The organism is Vitiosangium sp. GDMCC 1.1324, assembly GCF_003044305.1.
Classification (GTDB): Bacteria; Myxococcota; Myxococcia; order Myxococcales; family Myxococcaceae; genus Archangium.
On sequence record NZ_PZOX01000003.1, the window covers coordinates 395,960 to 422,004 of the forward strand.

Annotated in this window: 28 protein-coding genes; 7 read left to right on the forward strand and 21 right to left on the reverse strand. The window is 68.9% G+C overall.

All coding sequences use genetic code 11. The features are described 5' to 3' along the window. Positions 1 to 125: 125 nt before the first annotated feature. From DAT35_RS10135 to DAT35_RS10195, 13 genes are all read right to left on the reverse strand, one after another. Positions 126 to 836, reverse strand: coding sequence for a TetR/AcrR family transcriptional regulator (locus DAT35_RS10135; protein ID WP_108066735.1), 711 nt, complete (start codon positions 834 to 836; stop codon positions 126 to 128). A gap of 55 nt (positions 837 to 891) precedes the next feature. After that, positions 892 to 2,304 carry a hypothetical protein gene (locus DAT35_RS10140; protein WP_108066736.1) on the reverse strand — a complete coding sequence of 471 codons (1,413 nt, stop codon included), beginning with the start codon at positions 2,302 to 2,304 and terminating at the stop codon, positions 892 to 894. Continuing rightward, a complete protein-coding gene (gene folK, locus DAT35_RS10145; protein WP_108066737.1) occupies positions 2,304 to 2,828 on the reverse strand; it encodes a 2-amino-4-hydroxy-6-hydroxymethyldihydropteridine diphosphokinase in 525 nt (174 codons plus the stop codon). Before folK ends, DAT35_RS10140 begins: the two co-directional genes overlap by 1 nt. Further along, positions 2,825 to 3,592: a fumarylacetoacetate hydrolase family protein gene (locus DAT35_RS10150; RefSeq protein WP_108066738.1), complete on the reverse strand. Its 768-nt coding sequence runs from the start codon at positions 3,590 to 3,592 to the stop codon at positions 2,825 to 2,827. The genes folK and DAT35_RS10150 overlap by 4 nt, the downstream gene beginning before the upstream one ends. Then, a complete protein-coding gene (dapB, locus tag DAT35_RS10155) occupies positions 3,589 to 4,404 on the reverse strand; it encodes a 4-hydroxy-tetrahydrodipicolinate reductase (protein ID WP_108066739.1) in 816 nt (271 codons plus the stop codon). The genes DAT35_RS10150 and dapB overlap by 4 nt, the downstream gene beginning before the upstream one ends. A 40-nt stretch (positions 4,405 to 4,444) precedes the next feature. Beyond that, on the reverse strand, positions 4,445 to 5,332 hold the full coding sequence (gene dapA / locus DAT35_RS10160; protein ID WP_108066740.1) for a 4-hydroxy-tetrahydrodipicolinate synthase: 888 nt from the start codon (positions 5,330 to 5,332) through the stop codon (positions 4,445 to 4,447). A gap of 16 nt (positions 5,333 to 5,348) precedes the next feature. Beyond that, positions 5,349 to 6,590, reverse strand: a complete 1,242-nt coding sequence (lysA, locus tag DAT35_RS10165) for a diaminopimelate decarboxylase (RefSeq protein ID WP_108066741.1) — start codon at positions 6,588 to 6,590, stop codon at positions 5,349 to 5,351. A gap of 195 nt (positions 6,591 to 6,785) precedes the next feature. Then, a complete protein-coding gene (locus tag DAT35_RS10175; protein ID WP_108066743.1) occupies positions 6,786 to 8,618 on the reverse strand; it encodes a TIGR04551 family protein in 1,833 nt (610 codons plus the stop codon). Positions 8,619 to 8,695: 77 nt separating this feature from the next. Continuing rightward, entirely contained in the window at positions 8,696 to 9,553 is an 858-nt protein-coding gene (gene mutM, locus DAT35_RS10180) for a bifunctional DNA-formamidopyrimidine glycosylase/DNA-(apurinic or apyrimidinic site) lyase (RefSeq protein ID WP_108066744.1), read from the reverse strand. A gap of 54 nt (positions 9,554 to 9,607) precedes the next feature. Continuing rightward, positions 9,608 to 10,153 carry a hypothetical protein gene (locus DAT35_RS10185; RefSeq protein ID WP_108066745.1) on the reverse strand — a complete coding sequence of 182 codons (546 nt, stop codon included), beginning with the start codon at positions 10,151 to 10,153 and terminating at the stop codon, positions 9,608 to 9,610. Between the two features lie 118 nt (positions 10,154 to 10,271). Next, the gene (locus tag DAT35_RS10190; RefSeq protein WP_108066746.1) at positions 10,272 to 10,727 is read right to left on the reverse strand and encodes a hypothetical protein; all 456 of its coding nucleotides are present in this window, start codon (positions 10,725 to 10,727) and stop codon (positions 10,272 to 10,274) included. Positions 10,728 to 10,744: 17 nt separating this feature from the next. Next, positions 10,745 to 11,023 carry a hypothetical protein gene (locus tag DAT35_RS58070; RefSeq protein WP_146209657.1) on the reverse strand — a complete coding sequence of 93 codons (279 nt, stop codon included), beginning with the start codon at positions 11,021 to 11,023 and terminating at the stop codon, positions 10,745 to 10,747. Positions 11,024 to 11,073: 50 nt separating this feature from the next. Continuing rightward, on the reverse strand, positions 11,074 to 11,979 hold the full coding sequence (locus DAT35_RS10195) for a hypothetical protein (protein WP_158501636.1): 906 nt from the start codon (positions 11,977 to 11,979) through the stop codon (positions 11,074 to 11,076). Between the two features lie 320 nt (positions 11,980 to 12,299). Between DAT35_RS10195 and DAT35_RS10200 the strand changes: the two genes are divergently transcribed. Next, positions 12,300 to 12,908 carry a superoxide dismutase gene (locus tag DAT35_RS10200; protein WP_199242859.1) on the forward strand — a complete coding sequence of 203 codons (609 nt, stop codon included), beginning with the start codon at positions 12,300 to 12,302 and terminating at the stop codon, positions 12,906 to 12,908. Positions 12,909 to 12,944: 36 nt separating this feature from the next. Here DAT35_RS10200 and DAT35_RS10205 read toward each other — a convergent pair whose 3' ends face one another. After that, complete coding sequence (locus tag DAT35_RS10205) at positions 12,945 to 13,892, reverse strand: Ku protein (RefSeq protein WP_108066748.1); 948 nt, start codon at positions 13,890 to 13,892, stop codon at positions 12,945 to 12,947. A 214-nt stretch (positions 13,893 to 14,106) separates the two neighbouring features. On the opposite strand from DAT35_RS10205, the gene DAT35_RS10210 reads away from it, so the two are divergent. After that, the gene (locus DAT35_RS10210; RefSeq protein WP_108066749.1) at positions 14,107 to 14,931 is read left to right on the forward strand and encodes a M48 family metallopeptidase; all 825 of its coding nucleotides are present in this window, start codon (positions 14,107 to 14,109) and stop codon (positions 14,929 to 14,931) included. 33 nt (positions 14,932 to 14,964) lie between these two features. On the opposite strand, the gene DAT35_RS10215 is transcribed toward DAT35_RS10210, so the two are convergent. Continuing rightward, positions 14,965 to 16,035: a YihY/virulence factor BrkB family protein gene (locus DAT35_RS10215; protein WP_108066750.1), complete on the reverse strand. Its 1,071-nt coding sequence runs from the start codon at positions 16,033 to 16,035 to the stop codon at positions 14,965 to 14,967. A gap of 130 nt (positions 16,036 to 16,165) precedes the next feature. On the opposite strand from DAT35_RS10215, the gene DAT35_RS10220 reads away from it, so the two are divergent. Continuing rightward, the gene (locus DAT35_RS10220; protein ID WP_108066751.1) at positions 16,166 to 16,810 is read left to right on the forward strand and encodes a hypothetical protein; all 645 of its coding nucleotides are present in this window, start codon (positions 16,166 to 16,168) and stop codon (positions 16,808 to 16,810) included. 77 nt (positions 16,811 to 16,887) lie between these two features. On the opposite strand, the gene DAT35_RS10225 is transcribed toward DAT35_RS10220, so the two are convergent. From DAT35_RS10225 to DAT35_RS10235, 3 genes are all read right to left on the reverse strand, one after another. Continuing rightward, the gene (locus tag DAT35_RS10225) at positions 16,888 to 17,277 is read right to left on the reverse strand and encodes a hypothetical protein (protein ID WP_108066752.1); all 390 of its coding nucleotides are present in this window, start codon (positions 17,275 to 17,277) and stop codon (positions 16,888 to 16,890) included. 117 nt (positions 17,278 to 17,394) lie between these two features. Continuing rightward, complete coding sequence (gene queG / locus DAT35_RS10230; RefSeq protein ID WP_108066753.1) at positions 17,395 to 18,414, reverse strand: tRNA epoxyqueuosine(34) reductase QueG; 1,020 nt, start codon at positions 18,412 to 18,414, stop codon at positions 17,395 to 17,397. 47 nt (positions 18,415 to 18,461) lie between these two features. Then, entirely contained in the window at positions 18,462 to 19,022 is a 561-nt protein-coding gene (locus DAT35_RS10235; RefSeq protein ID WP_108066754.1) for a cob(I)yrinic acid a,c-diamide adenosyltransferase, read from the reverse strand. Positions 19,023 to 19,225: 203 nt separating this feature from the next. Here DAT35_RS10235 and DAT35_RS10240 point away from each other — a divergent pair, with 203 nt between their 5' ends. Together DAT35_RS10240 and DAT35_RS10245 are read left to right on the forward strand one after the other, a co-directional pair. Next, complete coding sequence (locus tag DAT35_RS10240) at positions 19,226 to 20,020, forward strand: thymidylate synthase (protein WP_108066755.1); 795 nt, start codon at positions 19,226 to 19,228, stop codon at positions 20,018 to 20,020. After that, positions 20,017 to 20,493 (forward strand): dihydrofolate reductase, encoded by a 477-nt coding sequence (locus DAT35_RS10245; protein WP_108066756.1) that lies wholly within the window; start codon positions 20,017 to 20,019, stop codon positions 20,491 to 20,493. Before DAT35_RS10240 ends, DAT35_RS10245 begins: the two co-directional genes overlap by 4 nt. On the opposite strand, the gene DAT35_RS10250 is transcribed toward DAT35_RS10245, so the two are convergent. Continuing rightward, a complete protein-coding gene (locus DAT35_RS10250; RefSeq protein ID WP_108066757.1) occupies positions 20,481 to 20,810 on the reverse strand; it encodes a peptidyl-tRNA hydrolase in 330 nt (109 codons plus the stop codon). The genes DAT35_RS10245 and DAT35_RS10250 overlap by 13 nt on opposite strands. Positions 20,811 to 20,997: 187 nt before the next feature. Between DAT35_RS10250 and DAT35_RS10255 the strand changes: the two genes are divergently transcribed. Further along, entirely contained in the window at positions 20,998 to 22,854 is a 1,857-nt protein-coding gene (locus DAT35_RS10255) for a cytochrome c/FTR1 family iron permease (RefSeq protein WP_108066758.1), read from the forward strand. A gap of 66 nt (positions 22,855 to 22,920) precedes the next feature. Further along, entirely contained in the window at positions 22,921 to 23,202 is a 282-nt protein-coding gene (locus DAT35_RS10260; RefSeq protein WP_108066759.1) for a hypothetical protein, read from the forward strand. Between the two features lie 16 nt (positions 23,203 to 23,218). On the opposite strand, the gene DAT35_RS10265 is transcribed toward DAT35_RS10260, so the two are convergent. Further along, positions 23,219 to 24,733, reverse strand: coding sequence for an MBL fold metallo-hydrolase (locus DAT35_RS10265; protein ID WP_108066760.1), 1,515 nt, complete (start codon positions 24,731 to 24,733; stop codon positions 23,219 to 23,221). Continuing rightward, entirely contained in the window at positions 24,730 to 26,019 is a 1,290-nt protein-coding gene (locus DAT35_RS10270) for an HD domain-containing protein (protein ID WP_108066761.1), read from the reverse strand. The genes DAT35_RS10265 and DAT35_RS10270 overlap by 4 nt, the downstream gene beginning before the upstream one ends. Positions 26,020 to 26,045: the final 26 nt, after the last annotated feature.

Sequence of the window (26,045 nt, forward strand, 5' to 3'; positions counted from 1 at the left end):
AGAGCCATCAGCCTTATAGAGCTATAAGCCCCCTGCCGTGACGCGTCAACCCGGCCTGCCCCGCAAGGCATGGCCGCCCGGCAGGTGCATGTGCCGCCGTGTATGCGCTCGTGCGGAGAGGGAGCTCAGCCCCGCTTACGGCGCGGTGCCGGTCCCTTCCGGGGCGCCGGAGAGCCGCTCTCGGTGGGTGTGGGCTGGGAGGGAGGGTACGAGGCCGGGCTCGTGAGCAGGCCGCGCAGCACCATGTCCACCACGAGGTCCGCGTAGTGCGCGATGGAGCGCTCGTCCTTCATGTCCAGCCCGAAGGCTCGGCGGGCTGTCTCGGGCACGGCGAAGGCCTGGGTGCTCGCGCCGATGATGGCGAAGTGCGCGAAGCGCGGATCAATGGGACGAATGGTCCCATCCGCCGCGGCGGCGGAGAGCTCGATTTGAAGAAAGGACATCGGGCCCTCGAGCCACTTCTCATAGAGGGACTCGAAGGGCTCGCCTCCCGCGCTGCTCTCGGTGCGCACGAGGCGGGCGAGCTCCGGGCGGCGCCCGCTGAAGGTCACGAACGCGCGCAACAGGTGCGCCAGGCGGGTGATGCGATCGGCGCCTTCCACCTCGCGCAGGGCCTGCTCGGTCACACCGCGCATCTCCTGGAAGAGCTCGTCGAGGACGGCGTTCCAGAGCCCCTGCTTCGAACCGAAGTGGTGGTGCACCAGGGGCTGCGTGACTCCGGCCAGCCGGGCGATGCCCGCCGTCGTCGCTCCCGAGTAGCCGCGATCCGCGAACTCCCTGGTGGCCGCGGCGAGGATCTCCGCGCGGCCGCTCCCTGCGAGGTGACGAGTGCTCACGGCCGCATCGTGCGGGCTCGCGAGCCCCCTGACCAGTCCTCACCTACCCGGGCGGCTACTGATTCAGCTTGGCCTGGACCTTGTCCGCGTAGTCCGGAGCCGAGGCCGCCAGCTTCGTCCACAGCGCCTTGGCGCCCTTCAGGTCGCCCTTGGCCTTGAGCGTCTCGCCGAGCTGGTCCACCGCCGCCGGATCCGAGCCCACCGCCACGCCCCACACCCGGTCCGCCGTCGGCTTGCCCAGCCCGATGAGCGTCCACGCCAGGCCCGCCTTCACCCGCCCGTCCGGACGCAGCGGCATCACCTGCCGGTACGCCTGCAGCGCCTCGTCGAAGCGGCCCTTCGCCAGCAGCTCCTCGCCCTGCTCCACCGTCTTCGTGAGCTGGGCCTCCATCTCCGGCGTGTGCTCGACGTTCTGCATCGCCTGCATCGTCTCTTGCGAGATCGCCGGCGCCGCCGTGTCACCACCACCCGCCATGGGACGCCCACCCCCGCCGGCCATCGGCCCCTGCGCCATCATCGGACCCGACGAGAGATCCAACTTCGTGGCCCGGATGCGCCGGTCCTCGGCGCGCGAGGCCTGCCACTTCTTCATGCCGCCCGCCTTCACCGCCTCGTCCGTCATGCGGCTCAGCTTGCGCGCCAGCGGCGCCCGGTTGGAGTCCGGGTATGCCGCCATGAAGGCCTCGAAGCCCTCGTGCGCGGTCTGCAGCGCCTTCAGGTCCTCGCCCCGCGTCTCGTACAGCAGCGCCGAGCGTCCGAAGAGGGCGTCCGCGTACGTGGGCGCGACCTCCAGCACCCGCTCGTACCCCTTCAGCGCGCCCGCCGCGTCACCGGAGAGGAACAGCGCGTTGGCGTGCATCGACTCCACTTCCAGCACCGGCTCCAGCGCCGCGCGTGCACAGGCCGCCGCTCCCGCGGTGTCGCCCTTCTTCGCGCGCTCCGCGGCCGCCGCCGCCATCTGCTCCACCGGCATCTGCGCCGTGAAGCCACAGTTCGCCTCCGCTGGACTCTGTACCGGGGCCTTGCCCAGCTTCTTGCGCTGCGCCAGGAACAGCTCGCGTGCCGCCTTCGCCCGCTCCTCGGCCTGGAGGAAGTAGGGGACGGCATCCGCCGGCCGGCCGTTCGTGTAGTAGAGCTTGCCGAGCGCCGAGGCGATCTCGAACGTCTTCTCCCGCTCGCGCAGCCCCTGCATCCCGTCCAGTTGCTGGAGCAGCTCCTCGGCGGTGGGCGCGGCCCGGCCCGTCATCGGCGGGTGCCCCTCTGGAAGCGGTCCCGCAGGCGCGTCCCCGGAGGCCGGGGCCGTCGCGCCCGAGCCGATGGACGGATGGCCCGCGGGCAATGCACCCGTGCCCGGGGAGGAGGCGGCCGGGGCCTGGGTCTGCGCGCCGATGGGCGGGTGACCGGCGGGCAGGGAGGTGGGCTCGGCGGCGAGCAGCGCCGCGGCGGTCAGGGCGAGGGAGAGGGTCATCACTCGGTTATCGGGAGAGGGGTTTCAGGCCACTGGGTGGCCACGCAGCGGCGCACATCCTGCGGCGCGAGATGGGTGAGCAGCTCCGACACCGTCACGCCCAGCACGGGGTGCTCCGCGTTGGGAGCGAGCTCACACAGGGGCTCCAGGGCGAAGCGGCGCTTGTGCAATTCCAGATGGGGAACCTGGAGGTTGGGGTCAGCCACCACCTCACCCTCCCACAGGAGGATGTCCAGGTCGATGGGACGAGGCCCCCAACGCGGACCGCCCGGGCGGCGGCCGAGGTCGCGCTCTATCTGCTTGAGGATGCTGAGCAGCCGCTGGGGAGGAAGCGAACACTCCAGCGCGACCACGGCGTTGAGGTAGCGCGGCTGTGGCGGGCCCACGGGCGCGCTCTCGAAGAGGGACGAGCAGCGCAGGACCGCCACTGCATCGATGCGGGACATCGCCTCCAGGGCGGAGACGAGCTGGGCTTCGCGGTCTCCCTCGTTGGAACCCAGCCCTACGTAGACGGTGGCGCTCAAGGCTCCATCTCAACAGGATTGGCCAGGGTCCCGATTCCCTCGAGCTCCACTTCCACCGTGTCCCCGGCCGCCAGCCGGCCCACGCCCGAGGGAGTCCCCGTGCTCACCAGGTCGCCCGGCAGGAGGGTCATGATGTGGGAGATGAAGGACACCAGCCGGGCGGGGCCGAAGATCATGTCGGAGGTGCGGCTGTCCTGTCGCACCTGTCCGTTGACGCGGCAGAGGATGCGCAGGTCCGCCGGGGACAGGCCGGTGACGGCCCAGGGGCCGGCGCAGGCGAAGGTGTCGTAGCTCTTGGCGCGGGTGTGCTGCACCTCGCGGCGCTGGATGTCGCGCGCCGTCACGTCGTTGATGCAGGTGAGGCCCCAGATGGCGCGGGCGGCGGTGGCCTCGTCGGCGTTCTTGAGACGCTCGCCGATGACGAGCCCCAATTCCGCCTCGTAGTGCACCTCCTGGCTCGCCTTGGGAATGTGGATGGGCGAGCGGTGCGCGTTGAGCGCGGTGGAGGGCTTGAGGAAGATGAGGGGCTCGGGCGGGACGGGCTTGCCCATCTCCTCGGCGTGCTTGCGGTAGTTCTGTCCGATGCACACCACTTTCGAGGCCTCCGAGGGCACCAGCAGCGACACTTGGCTCAGTGCCACCTTCTGGCCCGTGTCCGCTCCACCGGCCCACGGTGCGCCGGAGAGCACCACCACCTCGTCACCCTCGATGCGGCCGTACCGCGCCTGACCCTCGTACTGGAAGCGGCAATAACGCGTCGTCATGGCGTCCTCTGGAAGCCGAGCACGTCGGCCATGTCATAGAGCCCCGGCGAGCGGCCCGTCACCCAGCGCGCGGCCCGCAGCGCCCCGAGTCCGAACTGGTCCCGGCTCGTGGCCCGGTGGGTGAGCTCGATGCGCTCGCCCTCGCCGAAGAAGTACACGGTGTGCTCGCCCACGACGTCTCCGCCGCGCAGCGTCTGCACGCCGATCTCCTGCTTCGGGCGAGCGCCAATCTGTCCCTGCCGGGCGAAGGTCAGGTCCTCCTGCCCGCGCCCCAGCGCCGAGGCGAGCACCTCGGCCAGCTTGAGCGCCGTGCCCGAGGGTGCGTCCTTCTTCATGCGGTGGTGCGCCTCGAGCACCTCCACGTCGTAGCCCTCACCCAGCACGCGGGCGAGCTCGGCGGCCATGCGGATGACCACGTTCACGCCCACGGACGTGTTGGGGGCCAGCACCACGGGGATGGACTTCGCGCTGGCGGCCAGCTCGGCGCGCAGCTCGGGGGTGAAGCCCGTGGAGCCGATGACCATGGCCACGCCGCGCGCGGCACACTGGCGCGCGTGGGCCACGCTGGCCTCCGCGCTGGTGAAGTCGATGACCACCTGGGCGCGCGATGCCTCGAGCACCTGGCCCAGGTCATCGCTCACGGAGACGCCGAGCGTCCCGAGACGCGAGGCCTGGCCCGCGTCCTGCCCCACGGCGGAGGAGCCCTTGCGCGCGGTGGCGCCAGCGAGCTCCAGGTCCTTCGCGTCGCGGACGAGGCGCAGCAGGGTGCCGCCCATGCGGCCGGTGACGCCGGTGATGACGGTGCGGATCATGTCGTCCTCGAGGCCCGGGTCTCTCGGTGGATTCCCGGGTTCAGCCCTGGAGGAGACCCAGCTTGCGCAGCTCGGCCTCCAGCTTCTTCGCGTTGGGCTCGGTCATGGGCACCAGAGGCAGGCGAACCTCGGGCCCGAACAATCCCAGCTTGTGCAGCGCCCACTTCACGGGAATGGGGCTGGACTCGATGAAGAGCAACCGGTGCAGCTCGTTCATCCGCACCTGGAGCTCGCGGGCCTTCGCCATCTGCCCGGCGCGAGCGGCCGCCACCAGATCCGCCATCATCCGCGGCGCCACGTTGGAGGACACGGAGATGACGCCCTTGCCGCCGCAGGCGATGAAGGGCAGCACGGTGAAGTCATCACCGGACAGCAGCGTCAGCCGATCGCCGCACTTCTCCAGCAGGTCCACCGCGCGGGGCATGCTCCCCGTGGCCTCCTTGATGGCCACCACCTCGGGGATGTCACACAGCCGCAGCACCGTGTCCGGCAGCAGGTCCACGCCGGTGCGGCCCGGCACGTTGTAGGCGACGATGGGGAAGCCCGGGTGCGCCTTCGCCACCGCGCGGTAGTGCTCCACCAGGCCCGCCTGCGTGGGCTTGTTGTAGTAGGGCGTGACGATGAGCGAACCGTCGGCACCGGCCTCGCGGACGCGTTTCACGCCCTCGATGGTCTCCGCGGTGCTGTTGGAGCCCGCGCCGCCCACCACGGCGGCCCGGCCCGCGGCCTCTTCCACCGCCACCCGGATGGCGCGGAAGCGCTCGTCCGGGGCCATGGTCACCGCCTCGCCCGTCGTGCCCATGGGGATGAGCCCGCTGGTCCCTCCGGCGATCTGCTGCCGGACGAGCGCACGATAGGCTGCCTCGTCGAACGCCCCCTCCCGGAAGGGAGTGGCGAGCGCGGTCATCGAGCCTTCGAAGGTCCTCATGCTGCGGCTTATATGTTCAGGGCCGCTCGCCGCGCCAGAGATCCTCGACGCTCTCCCGCTCGCGCACCACCCGCCAGGCCGCTCCGTCCACCAGCACCTCGGCCGGCCGGGGCCGCGAGTTGTAGTTGGAGGCCATGCTCATGCCATAGGCCCCGGCGCTCATCAGGGCGTGCAGCTCGCCCTGCTTGGGGAGCACCAGCTTGCGCTGGCGGGCCAGCACGTCGGTGGACTCGCACACCGGACCCACCACGTCCACCTCCACCTCCTGGCCGCGCCGCTCGACGAGCGGCTTCAGCACGTGGTGGGCGTCGTAGAGGGCGGGGCGCATCAGGTCGTTCATGCCCGCGTCCACCACCACGAACTGGCGGGCCGACGTCTTCTTGCGGAACAGCACGCGGGTGACGAGCACCCCGGCGTTGCCCACCAGCAGCCGGCCCGGCTCGAAGACGAGCGTGGCGCCGGTGTCGCCCGCGGCGGACAGCGCGGTGCGCGCGTACTCGGCGGGCGAGGGGGGCTTCTCCTCGGTGTAGGTGATGCCCAGGCCCCCGCCGATGTCCAGGTACTGGAGCGCATGGCCCTTGGCCTTCAAGGCCTTGTAGAGCTCACCCATCTTGGTGAGCGCGGCCTTGAAGGGCGCGGTGCGGGTGATCTGCGAGCCGATGTGGCAGTCCACCCCCACCGCCTGGACGCCCTTCATCCGCTTCGCGCGGGCGTAGAGGGCCACGGTCTCCTCGAAGGGGACGCCGAACTTGGACGTCTTCAGACCGGTGGAGATGTGGCGGTGGGTGCGTGCGTCCACGTTGGGATTGACACGCAAGGCGAACGGAGCGCGCTTGCCCTGGGCCCGGCCCACGGCGTCGAGCAGCTCCAACTCCTCGGGGCTCTCGACGTTGAAGAAGAGGATGCCAGCAGCGAGGGCCTGGGCCATCTCATCGGCCGTCTTCCCCACCCCGGCGAACACCGTCTTGCCCGGCTCGCCGCCGGCCGCCTTCACGCGCGCCAGCTCACCGCCGGAGACGATGTCGAAGCCACTGCCCTCCTGGGCCAGCAGCTTGAGCACCGCCAGGGTGGAGTTGGCCTTCACCGCGTAACACACCTGGTGCGGGTGCGAGCCGAAGGCCTCCGTCACGGCCCGGAAGTTCTGGCGGAGCGCGGTGGCGGAGTAGACGTAGACAGGGGTACCCACGGCCTCGGCGATGGCCGGCAGGGGCACCTCCTCGGCGTGCAGGACACGCTTACGGTAGGTGAAGGGGTTCACGGAGTCCCAGCGTCGGGTGGAGGAGTCGGCGGAGACAGCGGGCCGCTGGGCGACTCGCCCGGCGGCTGTGCCTCCGATGTAGAGCGAGGCGACGACTCGGGGGGCCGGGGAGACCCCTTGATGCCACAAGCCGCCATCCCCAGCACGAGGCCGAGCAGCACGACGAGACCACGCGGCCCCAGCATGGCGTCTCCCTTAGAAGCGGATGCCCAGCGTGCCGCGGATGGAGTGCGCCGTCGCCAGATCCTGAGACGGCAGACCAATGTCCTTCAGGCCGTCGAGCGGGAAGAGCACGGACCACTCGACGCGCGCCACGAAGCCGTCCTCGGTCTCGTAGCGGGCCCCCAGGTTCGTCTCGATGCCCAGGGCCCGGCTGGCGCCAGAGGGCGTGGACTCGGGGTAGATGGCCTGCGAGTAGATGACGCTGCCGAAGGCGTCGAAGCCCTGGGTCAGCGTGTAGCGGATGGTGGGCTTGGCGTAGAAGGCGTCGGTGACCGTGCCGATGAGCTCGCGCCAGAGGATGTTGTCCACGCGATAGGCGCGGTTGAAGCGGAAGTTGCGGATGGAGCTGTCGCTGCAGCCACCGACGCCGCAGTTGAACTGCGGACCATCGATGTCACCCGGCTGGGTGAAGAAGGCATTTTCGCGCCTCGGGCGCAGGCGGCCCGGATAGGCACCGAAGCCCGGGGCCCGGTCACCCGAGGCGAAGCCCAGCTCCAGCTGGACGTTGAGCTGCCCGTTGAGCAGCCGGTACTCGCCCACCGCCGCGCCGCCGAAGGACGTCACGCCCAGGGACTGGGTGAGATCCGGGTTGTTGAGATCGACCGTCGTCATGGCCCGGTTCCCGATGGAACCGAAGTAGGCGGCCAGCTCGAGCTCCACGCGGAACTTCTTCTCCTCGTAACGCAGCCACACGTCCGGGATGTAGAGGTTGGCGTTGCGCGGAACGAAGCCCTGGCTCGGCCCCACCGTCCCATCCGGGTTGAGCGTGGGCGCGCTGGTGTAGAGGCCCGCGGCGGCGTAGCGCTGGGAGCGCCAGCTGAAGTGCACGCCGTAGTTGAGCACGCCCTGGTTGTTGTCCAGCTTGGCCTTCACCTGCTGCGGGGTGTCCCGCCGCGCGATGGCCAGCACCAGGCTGGTGCTGTCATCCGCGTTGGAGATGTCCACCGGCTCGCTCTCCAGCCCGTTGGGGTAGGCGTAGCGGCCCTCGCTGTTGAACTCGAACATGGGCGTCACGTAGAAGCCCTCGAAGGGCTCGGTGACGAACATGACGCGGTCCACCTGGTCGCCGAAGTCACAGTCCAGGCAGTTGCCGTCGTTGCGCACGATGCCCAGACCCCACTGCGCGTTCATCCGGCCGAAGCGCAGCAGACCCACCGGCGTGGACACCTCGCCGTAGGCCTCGCGCACCTGGATCGAGTCCTTGAGCGCATTGACGGCCGACCGGGGCGACGTCTGGCCATCATTGAAGATGTCGAAGAGGTAGAAGCCGTCGCTGGGGAAGCTCTGCGAGGGCGTGGAGCCCAGCAGCACGTTGTCCAGCACGTCGAAGGACGTCTTCACCCGGACTTCTTCCGAGATGTTGAACGTCGGCTCCAGCCGCAGGCGCATGTCGGCGCCCGACTGGGTCTTCTCGGAGGGGCGCGGCGAGGGGAAGAGCCGGGTATTCTGGGGCTTGCCCAGGCTGAACTGGTAGTAGAGGTTGGGGCGCAGACGGAAGTAGCCGTCCAGGGAGAAGAGCTCCAGCTTGCGCTTCTCCTCCACCCACTCCTCCTGCCAGTCGGTGGAGAGCGTCTGGGTGGCGAGCTGCGCGCGGATCTCCTCACGCATCTCCTGCTTGGCGGCCTCCACACGCTTGTCCACCTCCTGGCGGATGCGCTCCTCGGTGGAGTCCGCGGGCGCCTCCGGGGTGGCGGGAGCGGCCTTCTCCGGGGCGGGAGCGGACGTGCCGGACTGGGGCTCCGGCGTCTGGGCGGTGGCCGTGGCGGAGGCGACGAGCAGGGCCGCCAGCAGGGCGTTGGACGACATAGGGGGTTCTTCTCCGGTGCCGCGCGAGTGCGGCGGGTGCAAAGGGCGGGCGAGTCAAGCGGACCCGGCCGGGGGTGTCAACGACGGCGAGCACGCGTCATTCCACGTCCGTCCGGGGGTTTACGGCCAGGGTTCTTCGGTTGGCACTGCGGGCAGCAATGGGTGGTGCGGCCTCCCTGGGTGAAGGATTCCACGGTCGTCCCGCATCGGGCACAGGGAGTCCCGGCGCGACCGTACACGAGGAAACGGTTCTCCGCGCCATCCTCCAGGTATGCGGGCTCCTCGCCCTGCTGCTCCTCGAGGCCGAAGGCGATGGAGGCGTGGATGGCGTCGGCCAGCCGGGCCCACTCGGCGGGGGTGAGCGAGCCGGGCTTGCGCGCGGGGTGGAGGCCGGCGCGGTAGAGCGCCTCGGCGGCATGGATGTTGCCCAGCCCTGTCACGCGCCCCTGGTCCATCAGGGCCACCTTGAGTTCCTGCCGGGAGTCCCCCAAGGACTGCTGGAGCTGCTCGGCGGAGAGGCCGTCCGCGAGCGGATCCCTCCCCAGCTCCTTCACGGCGTCCAGCGCGTGCAGACGCGAGGCGGCGCACGGCTCCATGCGGCCGAAGAGGCGCGAGTCCGCGAAATGGATGACGTCCCCGGAGTCCAGGTGGAAGCGGGCCCGGCTGTAGGGCACTTCGGCGCCTTCGGCGCGGCGGAGGAAGCGGCCCGTCATGCCCAGGTGGGCCAGCAGGCCCCGGCCGCCCTCGAAGGTGAAGAGGAGGTACTTGCCACGCCGCTCCAGGGACTCGAGGCGACCACGGATGGAGGCGAAGTCCTCCCGGCGGGCTCCGCGGAATATCCGGGTGTCATCGGCCTCGGCCCGCACCACGCGGCGGCCGTCCAGCCAATGGACGAGGTTGCGCCGGGCGATTTCAACTTCTGGAAGCTCGGGCATGACGCGCGCGGCATAGCACCGTGCACGCCGGAGAGGGAAGCCACGTCTCCGTGCTCAAGGCAGGCGTCGTCGGATGCGCAGCCAGCCGACCAACTCGGGGTGCTTTTGCAACACACCCGATTTGCAAATGGCTCTCACGACATTGAGCGCATTCTTGATGCTGCGCAATTTGCGGAGCATATCGATGGGGGTGGTCAACAGGTCCAGTGGGGACACCCACTGGACCACCTCCTCGAAGGACAGCGTGGCGGTTCGCCGGAACCATGTCACGATCACCTCGGGATCCAGAACGGTGTCACCTTCCCGCACGCCGAGTTCGCAGATCATCCACGCGCGCAGGTACATTGCCGATTGCGTGCGAGACTCTGCAGCCCAGTCCGGTTCGCGTTCCACAAGGCCTTCGTAGACCCGCAGGGCGATGTTGGCCCATAGCAGACTCCGCTCCCTTCTGGCTTGCGCAGCGGCGGTGAAGGCAAACCCATCCCAGTTGAACGGCTCGCCTTCCACAGGCTCACCGATGGTGACTCTGTCGAGCCATGCCCACACTTCCTGGGGCAGCCATTCCAAGATGATCGAGTCAAGCCTTCTCGTCGTTCCCATGGATCCCTTTCAAGGAGGAAAGGTGATTCCGAACTTTGCGAACGCATGTCGCCCGATTCGCAGAGCGTTGGCACTCACAGCCTCGGTCGCTCCCAGCAAGATGAGACCGTAGGGGGCCCTACTCACGGCGGAGCAGGCGCTCCATTTGGTGCGGGTCGTAATCGATCTCGATGTCGTCCGACTCGGGGAAGAGTTGACGAACAAGGAAGAGCGAACCATCCGGGCGCGCCAGGACCCACCGGTCAGGGGCTGGTGCAGCCCCATCATCCATGGCCGGAGGGCTGGTCAGTACCTCCTGGCCGAGCACCATCGCGAGTCGTCGGGCGAGCTGCACACCCGTCGTTTCAGGCCGTGCCTCGATGCGCAAGTAGAAGGTCAGGTCCAGGCGGAACCCCGACTTGTGCTCGTGGATTTCCACGAGTGCGGGGGGAGGCGGATCGATCAGGTGGTCTGCGTCGAATGCTCGAATGCCGACCGGATCAAGCGCCAGGATTTCGCCAAGAGCCCTCGCGAGTTGCACCCACTCTACGGGTTTGCGCACCAGGCAGCCTTCAACCCTCGACGTGATGGTCATGTGCAGGTCTCCTGCGCTCACTGGTAGGCCCTCCAAACTCCAAGCGCCTGTGCTCGCTCATTCATACCGATTCCCATGGAGTCCAGAATCTGCGCGGCGCGCGGAGTATCGCCAAACCGATTGTAAACTCCGAGCGCTTTGAAGGCGCCCCTCCTGAGCACATGGATTCCATCCCCTTGCATGGGATAGAGCGTCCCGTTGGGGTGTGCGCCGTAGGTCCGTCCATTGACTGTATAGCTGACCTCGCCGCCAAGCGTCCGACCCACCTGGGCACGTCCCGCCTTGATGGCTGCCATGTCGGCATTCACGTCGACCCGGGGCTCGATGACGGAGTTGACGTCCTTCGCTAATGTGCCTTGGTCGACTCGCCCGTCTCCGCCAGCACCGCCGCTCGCGAGTAGCCGGGCAACCCCGGCCCCTTCATCGCCAGCCCCGCCGTGTTCCCGATGGCGGCCGTGGCCAGCATGATGAAGATGCGCGCGGCGTTCTTCCCCATCACCCTGCCGAACCGCTCGCCGATCTCCCGTAGCTCAGCAAAGGACGTGACTCCCTTCACCTCCTCCACCAGTTGCATCCAGCCCTGCATCAGGCTCCAGACCGTATCGACACCCAGATAAGCGATGAGCGAGGCCGTCAGGATGGCAGCCAAGCCCTTGCTCGCCGGCTCGGGCAGTAGCCAGAGCGTCATGTACATGGCCATCGCGGAAACGATGGTCGCCCGCACGGCCTCGGGATTGGCCATGCCCTTGAAGGCGTCCATCGTCTCGTTCCACACCGAGCCCAGGGCGAACTCCATGGCCAGGGCATACCGGCCATCCTCATTGAGGAGGGGTCCATCCTTGAGCAGCGAGAGGCAGTCCCGGGGACGCCCCTTGTGCTCGCACCAGCGTCCGTAGGCCTGTGTCAGCTCGAGGTACACCCCGGCCGCCCGCTGCGCGGATTCCGCTTCGGAGTCCAGCAACAGTTGCCGCCCCGTCCACTTCAGATAGACCTCCTCCTGCCAGGGGGAGTCGAACATCAGCCTGCGGGCGTTTCGCAGGGGATTCGAGGCGGGCCGCACATCCCGGGCCAGTTCCGCGAGCGTCTGCTTGAATTCGCCCTCGTGCAGCTTCACCGGTTCCTCGCCGCCGCGCGGAACATGGACGAGGAGCTTTCCGCGCCCCGTATCCAGGCGCACGGCACGGGTGGTGGTGCCGCATCCGACGAGGAGCACCAGCAACACGACCCAGGCGCACCGCTTCATGAGATTCACACCCGGCATTGTTCTCCCCCATTGGGTAGCCATTCCTATTCCTTACCCAAAGGGTCTGACGGAACCCGGAGCCGGGAGGACGCACGGCCATGAGTCCCTCCCGTCACGGCGGCCAGGGCTCAACGCACAGCACGAGGCAATCGGTGTCCTACCGTCGACATCCGGCAGTGGCCTTCTGGACGTTCAGAAATGAAACGCCCCGGCCCCTCTCTCTTGTTGCCGCGCGCACATCTGCGCGAAACGCTCCCCAAACGGCGGCGTCGCCCCTGTAGAAGGGGCGCCTTTCCTCAACCCCTCTTCTCTCCACTCCGAGGCCCCACATGGCCGACTTGCCACAGAAGAAGTACACGCCGATGCAGTTCACCCGCCTCAAGGGTCTCAAGGGCATCAGCGACGGGGTGCTCGAGTCTCATTTCAAGCTGTACGAGGGCTACGTCAACCGCACCAACAAGCTGACCGAGACGCTCTCGGGCCTGCAGGCCAAGGGCGAGGCCGCGGGTGCCAACCCGGCCTACGCCGAAATGACGCGCCGTCTGGGTTTCGAGTACAACGGCATGGTCCTCCACGAGTACTACTTCGGCAACCTGAAGCCGGGCGGAGCCTCCACCCCGGGCGGCAAGCTGAAGCAGGCCTTCGAGCAGAGCTTCGGCTCCTATGAGAACTGGCTGACGGACTTCAAGGCCGTGGGCACCTCGCCGGGCGTCGGCTGGGCCATCACCTTCCAGGATCCGCGCACTGGCTGGCTCTCCAACCACTGGGTGACGCTGCACGAGAACGGCAACATCGCCGGCTACACGCCCATCATCGTCATGGACGCGTGGGAGCACGCCTTCGTGCCTGACTACAAACCCTTCGAGCGCGCCAAGTACGTCGAGGCCTATTTCCAGAACATCGACTTCGAGGCCGCCGAGTCGCGGCTGAAGAAGTAGGCCACCGGGCCCATCCGCCGTCGTCGTTTCGCGGCCTCAGCGGCCCGGGCTCCCCTTCTTGCGGCGCGTCCGGGCCGGAGTGCGCGCCGTCTTCTTCGCGCGGGGAGTCCGCTTCCGCACCTCGCGGGCAGCCTGCTGCTGCGGGCGCAGTCGCAACACTCCTCGCGAGGAGGCCCCACCCTCCTCGCCCCGCACAGCCTCGGGAGCCCTCCGGGTCGCCCTGCCCGCCCGGCTGACACGAGGAGCCTCTTCCTCCTCACGTGCCGGAGCCTCCTCGGGAGGCAGCTCGCGCATCCCCTCTGCCCGGGCCCGCCGCTCGAGGAAGGCGAGCAGCCGCTCCCGATACGTGTCGTGGTAGCGCTGGGGCTCGAAGTCGACGGTGCGCGCCTCGATGGCGCTCAGCACGGCCTCCACCTCGCGCTCGTCGGGCCGGGGCCCAGGCACGGCCACCTCGGGGAAGCTGTCCTGGGAGAGGAGCTCGTCCGCGTAGTGCAGGGTGGAGAGGACGAGGCCCCGTCCATGCGGCCACACGACGCACAGGTGCCCCTTCTGGTGCATCACCAGGCGTCCGATGCCCGCGCGGCCCGAGGCGCGCAGGGCCATGGCCAGGGTGGCGAACGGCTTCCAGGCGTTCTCGCCCGGCATCACGTGGTACGTGGTGTCGAAGAGGATGGGATCGATCTCGGAGAGCTCGACGAAGTCCTCCAGCTCCACGGTGCGGCTGGCCTGGGGATCCAACGCCTCGAGCTCGCCGCGTGTCACCTCCACGTAACGGCCCGGGCGGATCTCATAGCCCTTCACCACGTGCTCGAAGGGCACCTCCTCGCCATCCGCCGAGCACACCCGTTTCTGTTGGATGCGGGCCCCGTCCGCGTCATGCAGGAAGTTGAACTGCACCTGCCGGGGCGACACGGCACCATGGAGCCGCACCGGGACGTTCATGTGCCCGAAACCGAGCGAGCCGGTCCAGACGGGACGAGACATGTGGAGCCTCCTGGCACCCGCTCGGGCGCCGTCTCCTAAGTTCCGCAGCGCGCGGGCATGCGGCAAGGCACTCCACACACACGGACGGGGGCCCGCCGGGATGGCTGCTAGAGGGCGACCCCTCGGCCATTCCGCACAGAGCGCTTGCCGAGTCCCCGGAACGCTGGGTACGACGCCGGGTCGTCAAGCAGCACCCGGACAAGAAAGGCAACGCATGAAGCGGATTCTCTCGGCGGTACTGACCCTCTCGATGGCCCTGGGTTTCACGAGCGGTTGCGCATCCGTGAAGAACATGAACGTGGGGCGCACGGCGGCCTCCATCCTCATCTCCGACGAGCAGGAGGCGCAGCTTGGTCTCCAGGTGAAGCAGGAGCTCGAGACGAAGGAGAAGATCAAGTACCTCGAGGACCCGACGGTGGTGGAGTACGTGCGCACCGTGTCCACGCGCATCCTCCAGCAGGCGAACAAGGACCGGCAGGGTGTGAAGTGGAAGGTGAACGTCATCGATGACCCGAAGACGGTGAACGCCTTCGCCACGCCGGGCGGCTACCTGTACGTGTACACGGGCCTCTTGCTGGCGGCGGACAACGAGGCGGAGTTGGCGGGCGTGATGGGGCACGAGGCGGGCCACGTGACGGGCCGGCACTCGGCGCAGGCGCTGATGCTCCAGTACGGCGAGCAGGCGCTGATCGACGCGGCGCTCGGGAAGAACTCGGGGACGGTGGCGCAGATCGCCGCGAACCTCGCGGGCAGCGGCGCGGGCCTGGCGTTCAGCCGGAGCAACGAGACCGAGGCGGACGACTTCGGCGCGAAGTACACGTCCGCAGTGAACTATGACCCGAACGGGCTGGTGACGTTCTTCCAGAAGCTCGCGGCCGAGGAAGGCAAGGTGCCCGGCGTGATGAAGTGGCTGAGCACGCACCCGCCGAGCGCGGAGCGCGTGCAGCACCTCAACAGCTACATCTCGAAGAACCGGCTGACGGGCTCGGACGTCGGGGCGGACCGGCTGGCCCCCATCAAGGCGCGCCTGAAGAAGTAGGCCCGCCCCCCTCGATGTAGCTTCAATGTAGCCTCAATGCAGCGAGGAGGGGTCTCTCCGCTCCTCCGTCCCCGTGCCCCCGTCGGGAGTCTCCTGGACCTCGGCGGGAGGCACGACCTCGGGAGAGGCGCGCTCGGCCATGCGCCGGCGCCACCGCCAGAAGGCGAGCCGCTCCCGTCCCGAGCCACCACCGCCGACAGCCCCGGCCTTGAGGAGGGGCGGCTCGATGGGTGAAGGCCTCCCTTCCGCCTTCGCCGCCTCGGCCTGTGCCTGCTCGAGCACGGCATTCACCTCGCCGCCGATGATGAAGATGAGGCCGGTGAGGTAGAGCCACAGCAGCAGCACCACGACGCCGCCAATGGAGCCATAGGTGACGTTGTAGCGGCCGAAGTGCTCGACGTACTGCGTGAAGCCCCAGGTGGTGAACAACCACAGCACGCTGGCGAGCAGCGCCCCGGGTGAGAGGAAATGGTAGCGGTGCCGCACGGCGGGCAGGCGCCAGTAGCACAGGGCCAGCACCAGCATGACGAGGCACGCGGTGAAGGGCCAGCGCAGCCACGACCACACGGCGAGGTAGGCATTGAGGACGTGGAGGTGCCCGGCGATCCACTCGCCCAACCGCCCGCCCAGGAGGAAGAGGGCAAAGGCGGTGGGGATGACCAGCGAGCCCGCCACCGTCATGAGGATGGCGAGCCCTTGGGTCTTCCAGAAGGGCCGGTACTCGGGGACGTCATAGGCGAGGTTGAGCGCCCGGCGGAACGCGTCCACGCCGCGCGAGGCGGACCACAGCGCAACCATGAGACCGAGGGTGATGAGGCGGGGCCTGGAATCGATGACGAGCGACTCGAGATGCCCGCGTACCACCTGCAAGGCCTCGGGCGGCATGAGCGGGCCGAGCCGCTCCACCATGGAGTTCACGGCTCCCGGGGCGAACGGCAGGTACGCCGCGAGCGTCACCAGGAAGAAGAGGAACGGGAACAGGGCGAAGAGGAAGTAGAAGGCGAGCTGCGCCGCGCACTCGGTGACGGCGTCCTCCTGGAGCTCCACCCAGAGGCGCCTGAAGAACTCGCGCCACGTCAGGTGCCTGGGCTTGCGGAACGACATTCCCTCCCCCGCGCTGTCCCCGGTTCGAGTTGGGAAGGTGGGAACGGGTGCGCCGTCGCGCAGCGGGCGGCCGGATATCCCCTCGCCGCTCCCTCTCCTCCCGGAAGGCCTGCTAGCCTCCCCGCCCATCATGCATCCGTTACCACTCGTTGTCTTCCTGACGCTCGCCGCTGGCCCCGACCGGACCGTTCCCACGGGGTGCCGCGAGGACTACGAGACCTGCCGCGAAGACTGCACCATCGACTATGGGGGCAGCACGGCGAAGTACCGCCAGCTCAACCAGTGCATGGAGCGCTGCATGCACGAGCAGAGCGAGTGCACCAGCCGGCACTACTCGCTCCGGGACGCGCAGATCGATCCGCTGCCCCCTCGCCAGGCGGATCCCGCCATGAGGGAGCCGGAGCGCTACGAAACGGAGACCCGGAAGCCCGCCTCGAGCACACACGATGGGGTGCGGCGCGGCGTCTACCGGGCCTCGGATTCGGAGCCTGCCGCTCAGGCGGAGCCGGCCGAGGCGAAGGAGCCGGAGGCCGAGCCCGAGCCAGCACCCGCGCCCAAGCCGCAACCGGCCGCGAAGGCGAAGAGCGCACCGGAGCCGGCCGCGAAGTCGAAGGACGAGGAGATCCGCGTCTTCGACGACCCGGAGCCCGAGGCGGAGGCCGCGCCGCCACCCACGCCCAAGCCCGCGCCGAAGCCCTCGGAGCCCCTGCGCCCGAAACCACCGCCCGAGCCCAAGAAGAAGGACATCGCGGACTGGGATCCGAACGGGGATTGACGGGAAGGCCCGGAACATCACCGGGCCTACCGACGCGGAGCGGCTGTCTCGTCCCTCGCGGAACGAGACAGGGGCGCTCAAGGTGCGCCGCAAGCGAGCCACTCGCTGAGCTTCTTCCGCTCCTCCGTCGTGGGCATGGAACCGTTGGGCGGCATCTCGGTGTTCGTGCGGTCGGGGCCGGAGCCCGACCACGCGTCGATGTCCTTCGCCTCGCGGCGCACGCCCTCGAGGGTGTCGAAGTCCACGCCCGGGGGAGCATCCTGGCGCGCGGCCCCGCTGAGTGTCGAGCTGTGGCAGCGGTTGCAGTACTGGTTCATGAAGGCGTTGCCGAAGTTCTGCGCGGTGAGCGTGCTTCCCGAGGGGCAGGTGGCGCCGGTGGGGCCGGTGCTCTCGCCACAGCCAGCGAGCACGAGGACGGCAGCGCCGCACAGCGCGGCAATCAGGGGACGGAAGTGCGGGGACGGCATTGAGAATCTCCTGAGCGGTGGGATGGAGCCCGGATGGACCCCGCACGGGCATATCGAGAGGCGCCGCCGGGGAACAGTCGCGCCCCGTGCACCCTCCTGCGTTTGAGGTCTCAACCGTTACACATCCAAATGTCGGAGCGCCCACTGCGCGGCGTGGCGCACCTGCTCACTCGGGTCCTGACTCAACTTCTCCAGCAGGAGGCGGGCGTCGGCCTGCTTCGCGGCGCCCAGCGCGTACACGGCATTGCGGCGCAGGCCGTCGTACTTGGCTCGCGCGAGCGCGGTGCCAGGAATGAGCTGCTCGTACTGCTCGGGAGTGAGCGCGGCCAGCTCCAGCACCCCGAGCTCGGCCACCGCCCGGGGCGCGAAGCGCTCGTTGGGCGTGAACACGGGGCTCCGGTTGAGGGGGCAGACGTCCTGGCAGATGTCGCAGCCGAAGATGATGTTGTCCATCTCCACCCGGAAGGACTCGGGCACCTCGGCGTGGCGGTTCTCGATGGTCTGGTACGAGAGGCAGGCCCGAGCGTCCACGCGCCCGTTGCCCAGCAGCGCGCCGGTGGGACAGGACATGATGCACTTGCGGCAATGGCCGCAACGGTCTCCTGCAGGGCCCTCCGCATAGGTGTCCACCTCGGCATCCAGGATGAGCGCGGACAGCAGCACCCACGAGCCATACGGCTCGGTGATGAAGCACCCGTTCTTGCCCACGTATCCGAGGCCCGCCCGCGCGGCCCACACCTTCTCCATCAGCGGGCCCGAGTCCACGCTGCCGTAGTGGTTCACCTCGGGGTAGGCCTCGGAGAAGCGCTTGCGGAAGGCCTTCAGCTTGTCGCGCAGGGTGGAGTGGTAGTCGCGGCCGCGCGCATAGCGGGCGATGGGTGAGTCCGCTGCACGCGGCTCATCGCGGTAGTAGTTGGTGGCGAAGGCGATGACGGTGCGCGCGCCGGGGAGGAGCTGGGAGACATCCAGGCGCTCGGCGGCCCGCGTGGTCATCCAGTCCATGTCCGCGGCGCAGCCGGCCTCGAGCCAGTCCAGGAGCGTCCTGGGCGGAATGGGCTCGGCGCGAGCGAAGCCCACGAGGTCGAAGCCGACCTGCTTGGAGAGCTGACGGAGATGTGCGGTGGGCAGCGGGCTCACGGTCCCCTTACATAACCGGCCCGCCCTCCTGGGCGAGCCCCGGCGTGCTACTTCGAGGGCTTCTCCGGTATCCACTTCACATCCTGGACGCCGACGCGGTGGTTGGCGACCCGCGCCATGACGAAGAGCAGGTCCGAGAGCCGGTTGAGATAGACCACTGCTTCTTGCGGAGCCTCGCCCTCGCGCAGGGCGGTGACCGCGCGGCGCTCGGCGCGGCGGCACACCGTGCGGGACAGGTGCAGCGCGGCGGCCGCCTGGCTGCCTCCCGGGAGGATGAAGTGCGTCATGGGCGCGAGCTCGGTCTCGAAGGTGTCGATGGCCGTCTCCATGTCCGTCACCCACTCGGGCTTGAGCTTGGGGATGTGATCCGAGGCCTTGGTGCCCGAGGGCGTGGCCAGCACCGCGCCCACGGTGAAGAGCTGGTCCTGCAGCCGCTGCAACAGCGCATCCAGGTCCGTGGGCATGGACAGGGAGCGCGCCAGCCCCAGCGAGGCGTTCAGCTCATCCACCTCGCCGTATGCATCCACGCGCAAGCTGTCCTTGCGCACCCGGCCTCCGCCGAACAGGCCGGTTTCGCCGGTGTCTCCGGTCTTCGTGTAGATCTTCATGGCGCCGCCCTTCTACCGGTCTCCCGACCGGGACTTCCACCGGAAGACGGACTCGTGGTGTACGGCGGGCTCGTACCGCTTGAATGATTCGTCGGAGATCCAGCATCCCACCCGCTCCAGATTGTCGCGCGGCCCACAGCTGTTGGGTAAGAAGCCGCTCCCCGCTTCCCGCCCAGGCACCGCCGGGTGATCGATCCGACACCATGAAACAGTACCTCGCCCTGCTCGAGCACGTACTCCACCACGGGACGAAGAAGAGCGACCGGACCGGCACCGGCACGCTGAGCATCTTCGGCCACCAGATGCGGTTCGACCTGACGCAGGGGTTCCCGCTGGTGACGACGAAGAAGCTGCACCTCAAGTCCATCATCCACGAGCTGCTGTGGATGCTCGCGGGCGGCACGAACGTGCGCGACCTGCAGAAACACGGCGTCACCATCTGGGACGAGTGGGCGGATGCGGACGGAAACCTCGGCCCCATCTACGGGCACCAGTGGCGCTCGTGGCCGAAGCCCGGCGGCGGCACCATCGACCAGATGGCGCAGCTCATCGAGCAGCTGAAGAAGAACCCCGACTCGCGGCGGCACATCATCAGCGCGTGGAACGTGGCGGACCTGGACGCGATGAAGCTGCCGCCCTGCCACATCCTGTTCCAGTTCTACGTGGCGGAAGGCCGGCTCTCCTGCCAGCTCTACCAGCGCAGCGCGGACATCTTCCTCGGGCTGCCCTTCAACATCGCGTCCTACGCGCTATTGACGATGATGGTGGCGCAGGCGACGGGGCTCCAGGCGCACGAATTCATCCACACCACGGGCGACGCGCACCTGTACCTCAATCACGTGGAGCAGGCCCACGAGCAGCTCAAGCGCGAGCCCCGGCCGCTGCCGAGGATGACGCTCAACCCCGAGGTCCGCTCGCTCTTCGGCTTCAAGTACGAGGACTTCACGCTGAGCGGCTACGAGCCGCATCCCGCCATCAAGGCGCCGGTGGCGGTATGAGGATCTCCGCCATCGTGGCGATGGCCTCCAATCGGTGCATCGGCAGGGACAACACCCTGCCCTGGAGGCTGCCGGCGGACCTCAAGCGCTTCAAGCAGCTCACGATGGGGCACACGCTCATCATGGGCCGCAAGACATACGAGTCCATCGGCCGGCCGCTTCCGGGCAGGACGATGCTCGTGTTGACGCGCCAGCGGGACTACGCGCCCGAGGGCGTGCAGGTAGCGCACTCCCTGGAACGGGCACTCGAGCTGGCGCGAGGAGACGAGGTCTTCATCGCCGGGGGCGCGGACCTCTACCAGCAGGCCCTGGGGCGCGTGCAGCGGCTGTACCTCACGCGCATCGAGCGAGAATACGAGGGCGACACCTTCTTCCCCGAGCTGGATCTGTCCGGCTGGAAGCTGGTCGCCGAGGAGCACCACCCGGCCACGGCCACCGAGCCGCCCTTCGCCTTCCTCACCTACGAGCGGTAGAGACGGTAGAAGCGGAAGGCATTGGGCCACTCGCGGCGGGGCTTGAAGGCGATCGCCACCTCCTGCCCGCCCAGCGAGGACTCGGTGAGGACCACGTGGTCCTCGAAGCCCTTGGCCTGCTCGAACGCCTCGTCCGTCACCTTGCACACGACCTTGTAGAAGGGCCCCGAGAGCCACTCCGCCACCTCCGGCGTGTCCCGGAACTTCAGGTACGCCGCCAGGGACGCGTGGGCCGCCGCCAGCACCGCGAAGCCGATGGGCACGCGCTCGCGAATCAGGATGTACATCTTCAGGTGCCCGCTGCCGTCCGCGCTCATGAGGAGGACTCCCGGTTCTCGGAGACCCCGGCGGACGCCCCCTCTGCCCGGTACCTGACGCCGTATCCCCCTGTCCTCCCGAGGCACCACGCCCGGAACCGTTGGAAGCAATAAGACCCACTCCGGCACATTTTGATTTTGATTCTCAAAATTGAGATTGCCTCCCAGGACTGGTAGAGCAAGGGACGTGAAGCGCACCGGTCTATTGCTCCTGTCCCTGCTGCTCGCGACGCCCCTTGCCTCTGCTGCGGATGAGGGTGCGTCCGATGGGCGCACCTGGCACCGTCTGGTGGGCATCCTCCAGTACCTCCAGGCGGACTACCCGGCCGCCGTCGCGTCGAAGTCGGACTTCGAGTTGTCCGAGCAGCGCAGCTTCATCGCCGAGGCCAACGATGCGGCCCGTGACATGGGGCCTCGGGGCGAGGGCTTTCTGTCGCGCCTGCGGGACATCAAGGCCCGGGTGGACAAGGGCGAGGACCCCGAGGGCGTCAGCCGCGACTGCGCCGAGCTCGTGGAGGACCTGGTGCTCTCTGGAGGACTGGCGCGCAGCCCGCGCAACCCGCCGGACCTCGTGCGGGGCGAGCAGATCTACCAGCAGGCGTGCGCGACGTGCCACGGCGCGGATGGGCGAGCGCAGGTGACCATCGCGCAGACGATGGAGCCCAAGCCGGCCAACTTCCACGACGCGGACATCATGGCCGGGCTCACCCCGTACAAGGCCTTCAACACCGTCAGCTTCGGCGTGACGGGCACGGCCATGCCCGGATTCCCCACCCTGTCCGAGGAGGAGCGCTGGGCCGTCTCCTTCTATGTCTTCACGCTCCGCCAGCCAGCGTGCGAGGGCACCCCGCCGCGCGCCTCGCTGGAGAAGCTCGCCAACTCCACGGACCCCATGCTCGTGGAGGCCCACGGGCAGGAGAACCTCGCGTGCCTGCGCCGCAAGATGCCCAACGTGGACGAGGAGCGCGGCCTGCTGGTGGCGCGCGACCACGTGGAGCAGGCGCTGAAGCTGGGCGCGAATGGCGACTGGCTCGCGGCGCGCAACGCGCTGCTGGATGCGTACCTCAACGGGGTCGAGCCGGTGGAGCCGCCGCTGCGCGCCCGGAATCCGGACCTGGTGCTGAAGCTGGAGAAGGCCTTCCTGGACACGCGGCTGGCCGCCGAGCAGAAGAGCCCGCACCTGCAGGACGAGGGCCGCATCCTCCTGTCGGTGTTGGACGAGGCGCGCCGCGGCAGTGGCAGCACGGCGGGCGCCCTCTCGGTGATGTGGATCACCCTGTTCATCCTCATCCGCGAGGGCTTCGAGGCGAGCATCATCGTCGCCGCACTGCTGGCGATGCTGCGCAAGATGCAGGCGCCCGCGTACGTGCGCGTGGTGCACGTGGGCTGGGTGTCCGCGCTGGTGGTGGGCGCCATCGCCTTCGCCTTCGGGCGGCACCTGCTGGGTGGAGCCAACCGCGAGCTGCTCGAGGGCTTCGCGGGGCTGGCGGCCGTGGGCATGCTGCTGTACGCGGCGCTGTGGCTCAACGCGCGCAGCAACATGAGCAAGTTCATGGGCGAGCTGCGCGAGAAGATGCAGGGAGCACTGGGCCGCGGCAGCATGGCGGGCCTCTTCTTCATCGCCTTCTCCTCCGTGCTGCGCGAGAGCGTGGAGACGGCCATCTTCCTGCAGGGGCTCGCGCTCGACTCGGCGACCGGGACGGCCTGGGGCTGCGCCGCGGGCGTCGTGGCCATCGCCGCGCTCGTCATCTTCGTCAACCGCGTGGGCTACAAGCTGCCCATGAAGACGCTCTTCAAGGCGTCCACGGTGCTGCTGGTGGCCACCGCCGTCATCCTGCTCGGCAAGGCGCTGCACGCCCTGCAGGAGGTGGCCCTGGTGCCGCTCAAGCCCATCCCCTTCGTCACCATCGACCTGCTCGGCATCTACCCGGATGCCATGTCGCTCGGCCCCCAGGTGGTGCTGACGGCCATCCCGCTCATCATGCTCATCATCAAGCGGCGCGGGGGCTCCACGCGGCTGGCGGACGCCTCGTCACAGGGGTAACTCCAGCGCTTGACTCACCGATTCTCCTCTGGGTCTCATCGGGCCACACCCAAAGGAGAACCCTCCATGTTCACACAACGGATTCGCTCGTACCTCCTGGCCTCGTCCTCGGCGCTGCTCCTGCTCGGCTGCGGCGGCCCCCTTCAGGAGGAGTCTCCAGCGGCCTCGGGTCAGGAGCCGAGCACGAGCCAGACGGCCCCGCTCAGCGCGTCCTGCTACGACGAGTGCTACCAGGCCTCCTCCACCTGTCCGCAGCAGTGCGGGGCGAGCCAGGCGGCGTGCGATGCCGCCACCGCTGTCTGCTACGACTCGTGTAACCGGGGCGTGGGCCCCTGGCTGCCCTGCTGAGGTCTCCGCTCGGCGCTCAAACTGGGATGTAGCGGCCGGAGTCCTCTCGCATCCGGCCCTCGTCCATCAGCTTCAGCAGCACCGCCAGGGCACTCCGCTCGGCCACGGGGAACAGGAACGGCGGCGTGTCCGCGTACGCGCGCTCCACCACCTCCGCGAGCGTCGCGCCCTGAGCGGGCACCGCCTCCACGATGCGCGCCTCCCGGGCCGCCCGGTGGTTCAGGTACTCCTGGAGCTTGCCCGGCCCGTCCGGAATCGCCGTCCCGTGCGCCGGGTGCAGCGTCGTCACCGGCCAGTCCCGCAGCCGCGCGAGCTGCTTCAGGTACTCGCCCATGTCGCCCTCGGGCGGGTCGATGACGATGGTGCCCACGCCCGCCACCATGTCGCCCACCACCGCCGCGCGAGTCCGCTCGTCCACCAGAGACAGATGACCCCGCGCGTGTCCCGGCGTGTACAGCACCCGCCACCGCTGCGGCGGAGTCCCCGCCAGCTCCAACACCTCGCCGTCCTCCAGTAGCCGCTCCGCCGGGACGTCCAACCGGTCCGCCGTCCGAGCGTGGCACCACAGCGGCACCTTCAGCCGCTCCTTCACCGCGCGCGCTCCACCCACGTGGTCCCCATGGTGGTGCGTCAGCAGCACCGCCTTGACGCGGCACCCGTCCGCCACGAGCCCCTCCACCACCGCCAGCAGCCGCGCTATCTCTGCCTCGTCATCCGCGCCCGGATCCACGATGAGCAGCTCGCCGTTGCCCAGCACGTACGCGTTGGTGTGCGTGGCCGGAGGCAGCGTGGCCGTGCGCAGCGGGAAGACCCGCACGCCCTGCTGGAACTCGATGCGCTGCGCGATGAAGTCCGGGCAGTGAGGTTGCTCGCGCAGCTCCGCCAGGGCCCTCTCCGGTGTGTCGAAGCGCTCCATCACCCGCAGCACGTGCAGGGCGGGCGGGTGCAGCAGCGCCGTGCCGCTTTCCCAACGCGCGAGCGCCTCGGCCGGCTTCACCCACACCGCCTCTGACAGCTCGCCGGGCCACCACTCCGCCTGGGCGTGCGCGGGCATCTCCACCAGGTAGAAGAAGGTGTCGAAGCGCACGGGCGCGAACTCCGGCGTCACCCACCGCCCCGAGTCCGGGAAGTCCTCCGCCCTCAGCGCCAGACCGTACCGCTGGAGCAGCTCCGACCACGTGCTCCGCTTCTCCAGCAGCGCGCGGCGCATCTCTCGCACCGTGTCCGCTGACAGCCGCCCCGCGCCCTCGGCCACCAGCACCCCGGCCTCCTCGAGGAACTCGCGCGCCGCCGCCACCCGCAGCGCCGCGTCCTGCCCCGAGGCCCCGCGCACTGGCACCAGCGCGTCCGCCTTGTCCACCTTCCCGCCGGGGAAGGCATAGAAGCCTCCGGCGAAGGCGAGCGCCTTCTCACGCTTCACCCAGAAGACCTCCACGCCCTCGGGCGTCCTGCGGTACGGCACCACCACCGACGCGGGCCTCGTCTCCGCCACAGGAGGCGGCGGAGGCATGCCGGGAATCGCTTCGCTCATGATTGCACCGCCTGTCCGAGCAACCGCGCCATCATGTTGCGCGCGTCTTCAATCTGATCCGGCCGCACGTAGAGGCGCGACAGCCGCACCGCTCCGCTGTAGCGCTGGTAGAGCGGCGTGTAGCGCGCCACCTCCGTCAGCCGGCCGGTGGACACGTCGACGATGAAGAGACTCGGGCCCGAGCCCTCCGCGAAGTACTTGGAGAGCACGCCCTTGGACTCCACGGTGAAGTGCTCGAAGCCGCCCGTCACCAGGGCGCTGCGCAGCACCTCGAGGTCGTAGCCCACATCCCGCTCGGTGAACTGCGCCAGCAGCTTGAAGCCATTGCGCGTGGAGATGCGCTCGGCCCAGCGGTTCTTCGAGCGCCGCAGCGTGTGCCAGAGCGCCACGTCGTCGCAGAAGAGGAAGGCCTCGGGGTCGGAGGGAATCTCGAACTCGCCGGGCGCCTCCTCGTAGTAGCGCCGCAGCATGTAGTCGAAGTTCACCGAGGTGTGGTGGTAGTAGACCGAGACGAACATGTGGTAGCGGCTGAGGAGGAAGTCCTCGAAGGCGAACGCCGCCGCCCGGCTCAGCGCGAGGTAGGCGCGCCCATCCCTCACCGCCGGGTTCAGGTTGGAGACAATCCAATCCATGTCGTACCGGCCATAGTTCACTCCTGTATAGAAGGAGTCGCGCACCAGGTAGTCCATCCGGTCCGCGTCCAGCTCGCCTGACACGATGGCGCGCAGCAGCGGCATCCAGTCCACCCCGGCGTGCGAGAAGCCCGGATCCTGCGGCGGCCTCGCGCCGGTGATGAGCCCCACCACCGAGGAGGGGGTGATGCCCAGCGACCCATAGCGCTGCTCGATGATGGGCGTGAGCGAGCTGTCCAGCAGGAGCTTGGCGGTGAAATCCTCGTGCGTCGCCTGCTCGCCCTCCGCCACGGAGTCCAACCAGGAAGGCAGCCGCAGGGAGGCACGCGCGGGGGCGATGCGCTCCGAGGCATGGGAGAGCGGCATGTGCCCCAGGTCATGACACAGCACGGCGAGACGCACCGCGGCAGCGAAACGGGCCCGCACATCCTCGGGCAGGCTGGAGCGTGCCGCGACGGCGTGGAACACCCGAGAGGCCACGTGCATGGCGCCGAGCGAGTGGGCATGCCGGGTATGGGTGGCACCCGGGAAGGCCAGGTCGCCGAACCCCAGTTGCCGGACGTGGCGCAGCCGCTGGTAGTACCGGCTGTCGATGACGGCCTTCTCCTCACCACTCACATCGATGGTGCCGTGGATGGGGTCGCGAATCCGCATGGTTCTCCTCTCATACTTCCAGGAAC

Bases quoted from the DNA above. Each gene is read 5' to 3' on its own strand.
- DAT35_RS10150 (WP_108066738.1), bottom strand. From the start codon at position 3,592: ATGACGACGCGTTATTGCCGCTTCCAGTACGAGGGTCAGGCGCGGTAC.
- DAT35_RS10175 (WP_108066743.1), bottom strand. From the start codon at position 8,618: ATGTCGTCCAACGCCCTGCTGGCGGCCCTGCTCGTCGCCTCCGCCACG.
- DAT35_RS10245 (WP_108066756.1), top strand. From the start codon at position 20,017: ATGAGGATCTCCGCCATCGTGGCGATGGCCTCCAATCGGTGCATCGGC.
- DAT35_RS58070 (WP_146209657.1), bottom strand. From the start codon at position 11,023: ATGGCAGCCATCAAGGCGGGACGTGCCCAGGTGGGTCGGACGCTTGGC.
- DAT35_RS10210 (WP_108066749.1), top strand. From the start codon at position 14,107: ATGAAGCGGATTCTCTCGGCGGTACTGACCCTCTCGATGGCCCTGGGT.
- dapB (WP_108066739.1), bottom strand. From the start codon at position 4,404: ATGATCCGCACCGTCATCACCGGCGTCACCGGCCGCATGGGCGGCACC.
- DAT35_RS10200 (WP_199242859.1), top strand. From the start codon at position 12,300: ATGGCCGACTTGCCACAGAAGAAGTACACGCCGATGCAGTTCACCCGC.
- DAT35_RS10260 (WP_108066759.1), top strand. From the start codon at position 22,921: ATGTTCACACAACGGATTCGCTCGTACCTCCTGGCCTCGTCCTCGGCG.
- DAT35_RS10205 (WP_108066748.1), bottom strand. From the start codon at position 13,892: ATGTCTCGTCCCGTCTGGACCGGCTCGCTCGGTTTCGGGCACATGAAC.
- DAT35_RS10270 (WP_108066761.1), bottom strand. From the start codon at position 26,019: ATGCGGATTCGCGACCCCATCCACGGCACCATCGATGTGAGTGGTGAG.
- dapA (WP_108066740.1), bottom strand. From the start codon at position 5,332: ATGAGGACCTTCGAAGGCTCGATGACCGCGCTCGCCACTCCCTTCCGG.
- mutM (WP_108066744.1), bottom strand. From the start codon at position 9,553: ATGCCCGAGCTTCCAGAAGTTGAAATCGCCCGGCGCAACCTCGTCCAT.
- DAT35_RS10140 (WP_108066736.1), bottom strand. From the start codon at position 2,304: ATGACCCTCTCCCTCGCCCTGACCGCCGCGGCGCTGCTCGCCGCCGAG.
- DAT35_RS10240 (WP_108066755.1), top strand. From the start codon at position 19,226: ATGAAACAGTACCTCGCCCTGCTCGAGCACGTACTCCACCACGGGACG.
- DAT35_RS10250 (WP_108066757.1), bottom strand. From the start codon at position 20,810: ATGAGCGCGGACGGCAGCGGGCACCTGAAGATGTACATCCTGATTCGC.
- DAT35_RS10235 (WP_108066754.1), bottom strand. From the start codon at position 19,022: ATGAAGATCTACACGAAGACCGGAGACACCGGCGAAACCGGCCTGTTC.
- DAT35_RS10215 (WP_108066750.1), bottom strand. From the start codon at position 16,035: ATGTCGTTCCGCAAGCCCAGGCACCTGACGTGGCGCGAGTTCTTCAGG.
- DAT35_RS10225 (WP_108066752.1), bottom strand. From the start codon at position 17,277: ATGCCGTCCCCGCACTTCCGTCCCCTGATTGCCGCGCTGTGCGGCGCT.
- DAT35_RS10190 (WP_108066746.1), bottom strand. From the start codon at position 10,727: ATGACCATCACGTCGAGGGTTGAAGGCTGCCTGGTGCGCAAACCCGTA.
- DAT35_RS10265 (WP_108066760.1), bottom strand. From the start codon at position 24,733: ATGAGCGAAGCGATTCCCGGCATGCCTCCGCCGCCTCCTGTGGCGGAG.
- DAT35_RS10185 (WP_108066745.1), bottom strand. From the start codon at position 10,153: ATGGGAACGACGAGAAGGCTTGACTCGATCATCTTGGAATGGCTGCCC.
- DAT35_RS10220 (WP_108066751.1), top strand. From the start codon at position 16,166: ATGCATCCGTTACCACTCGTTGTCTTCCTGACGCTCGCCGCTGGCCCC.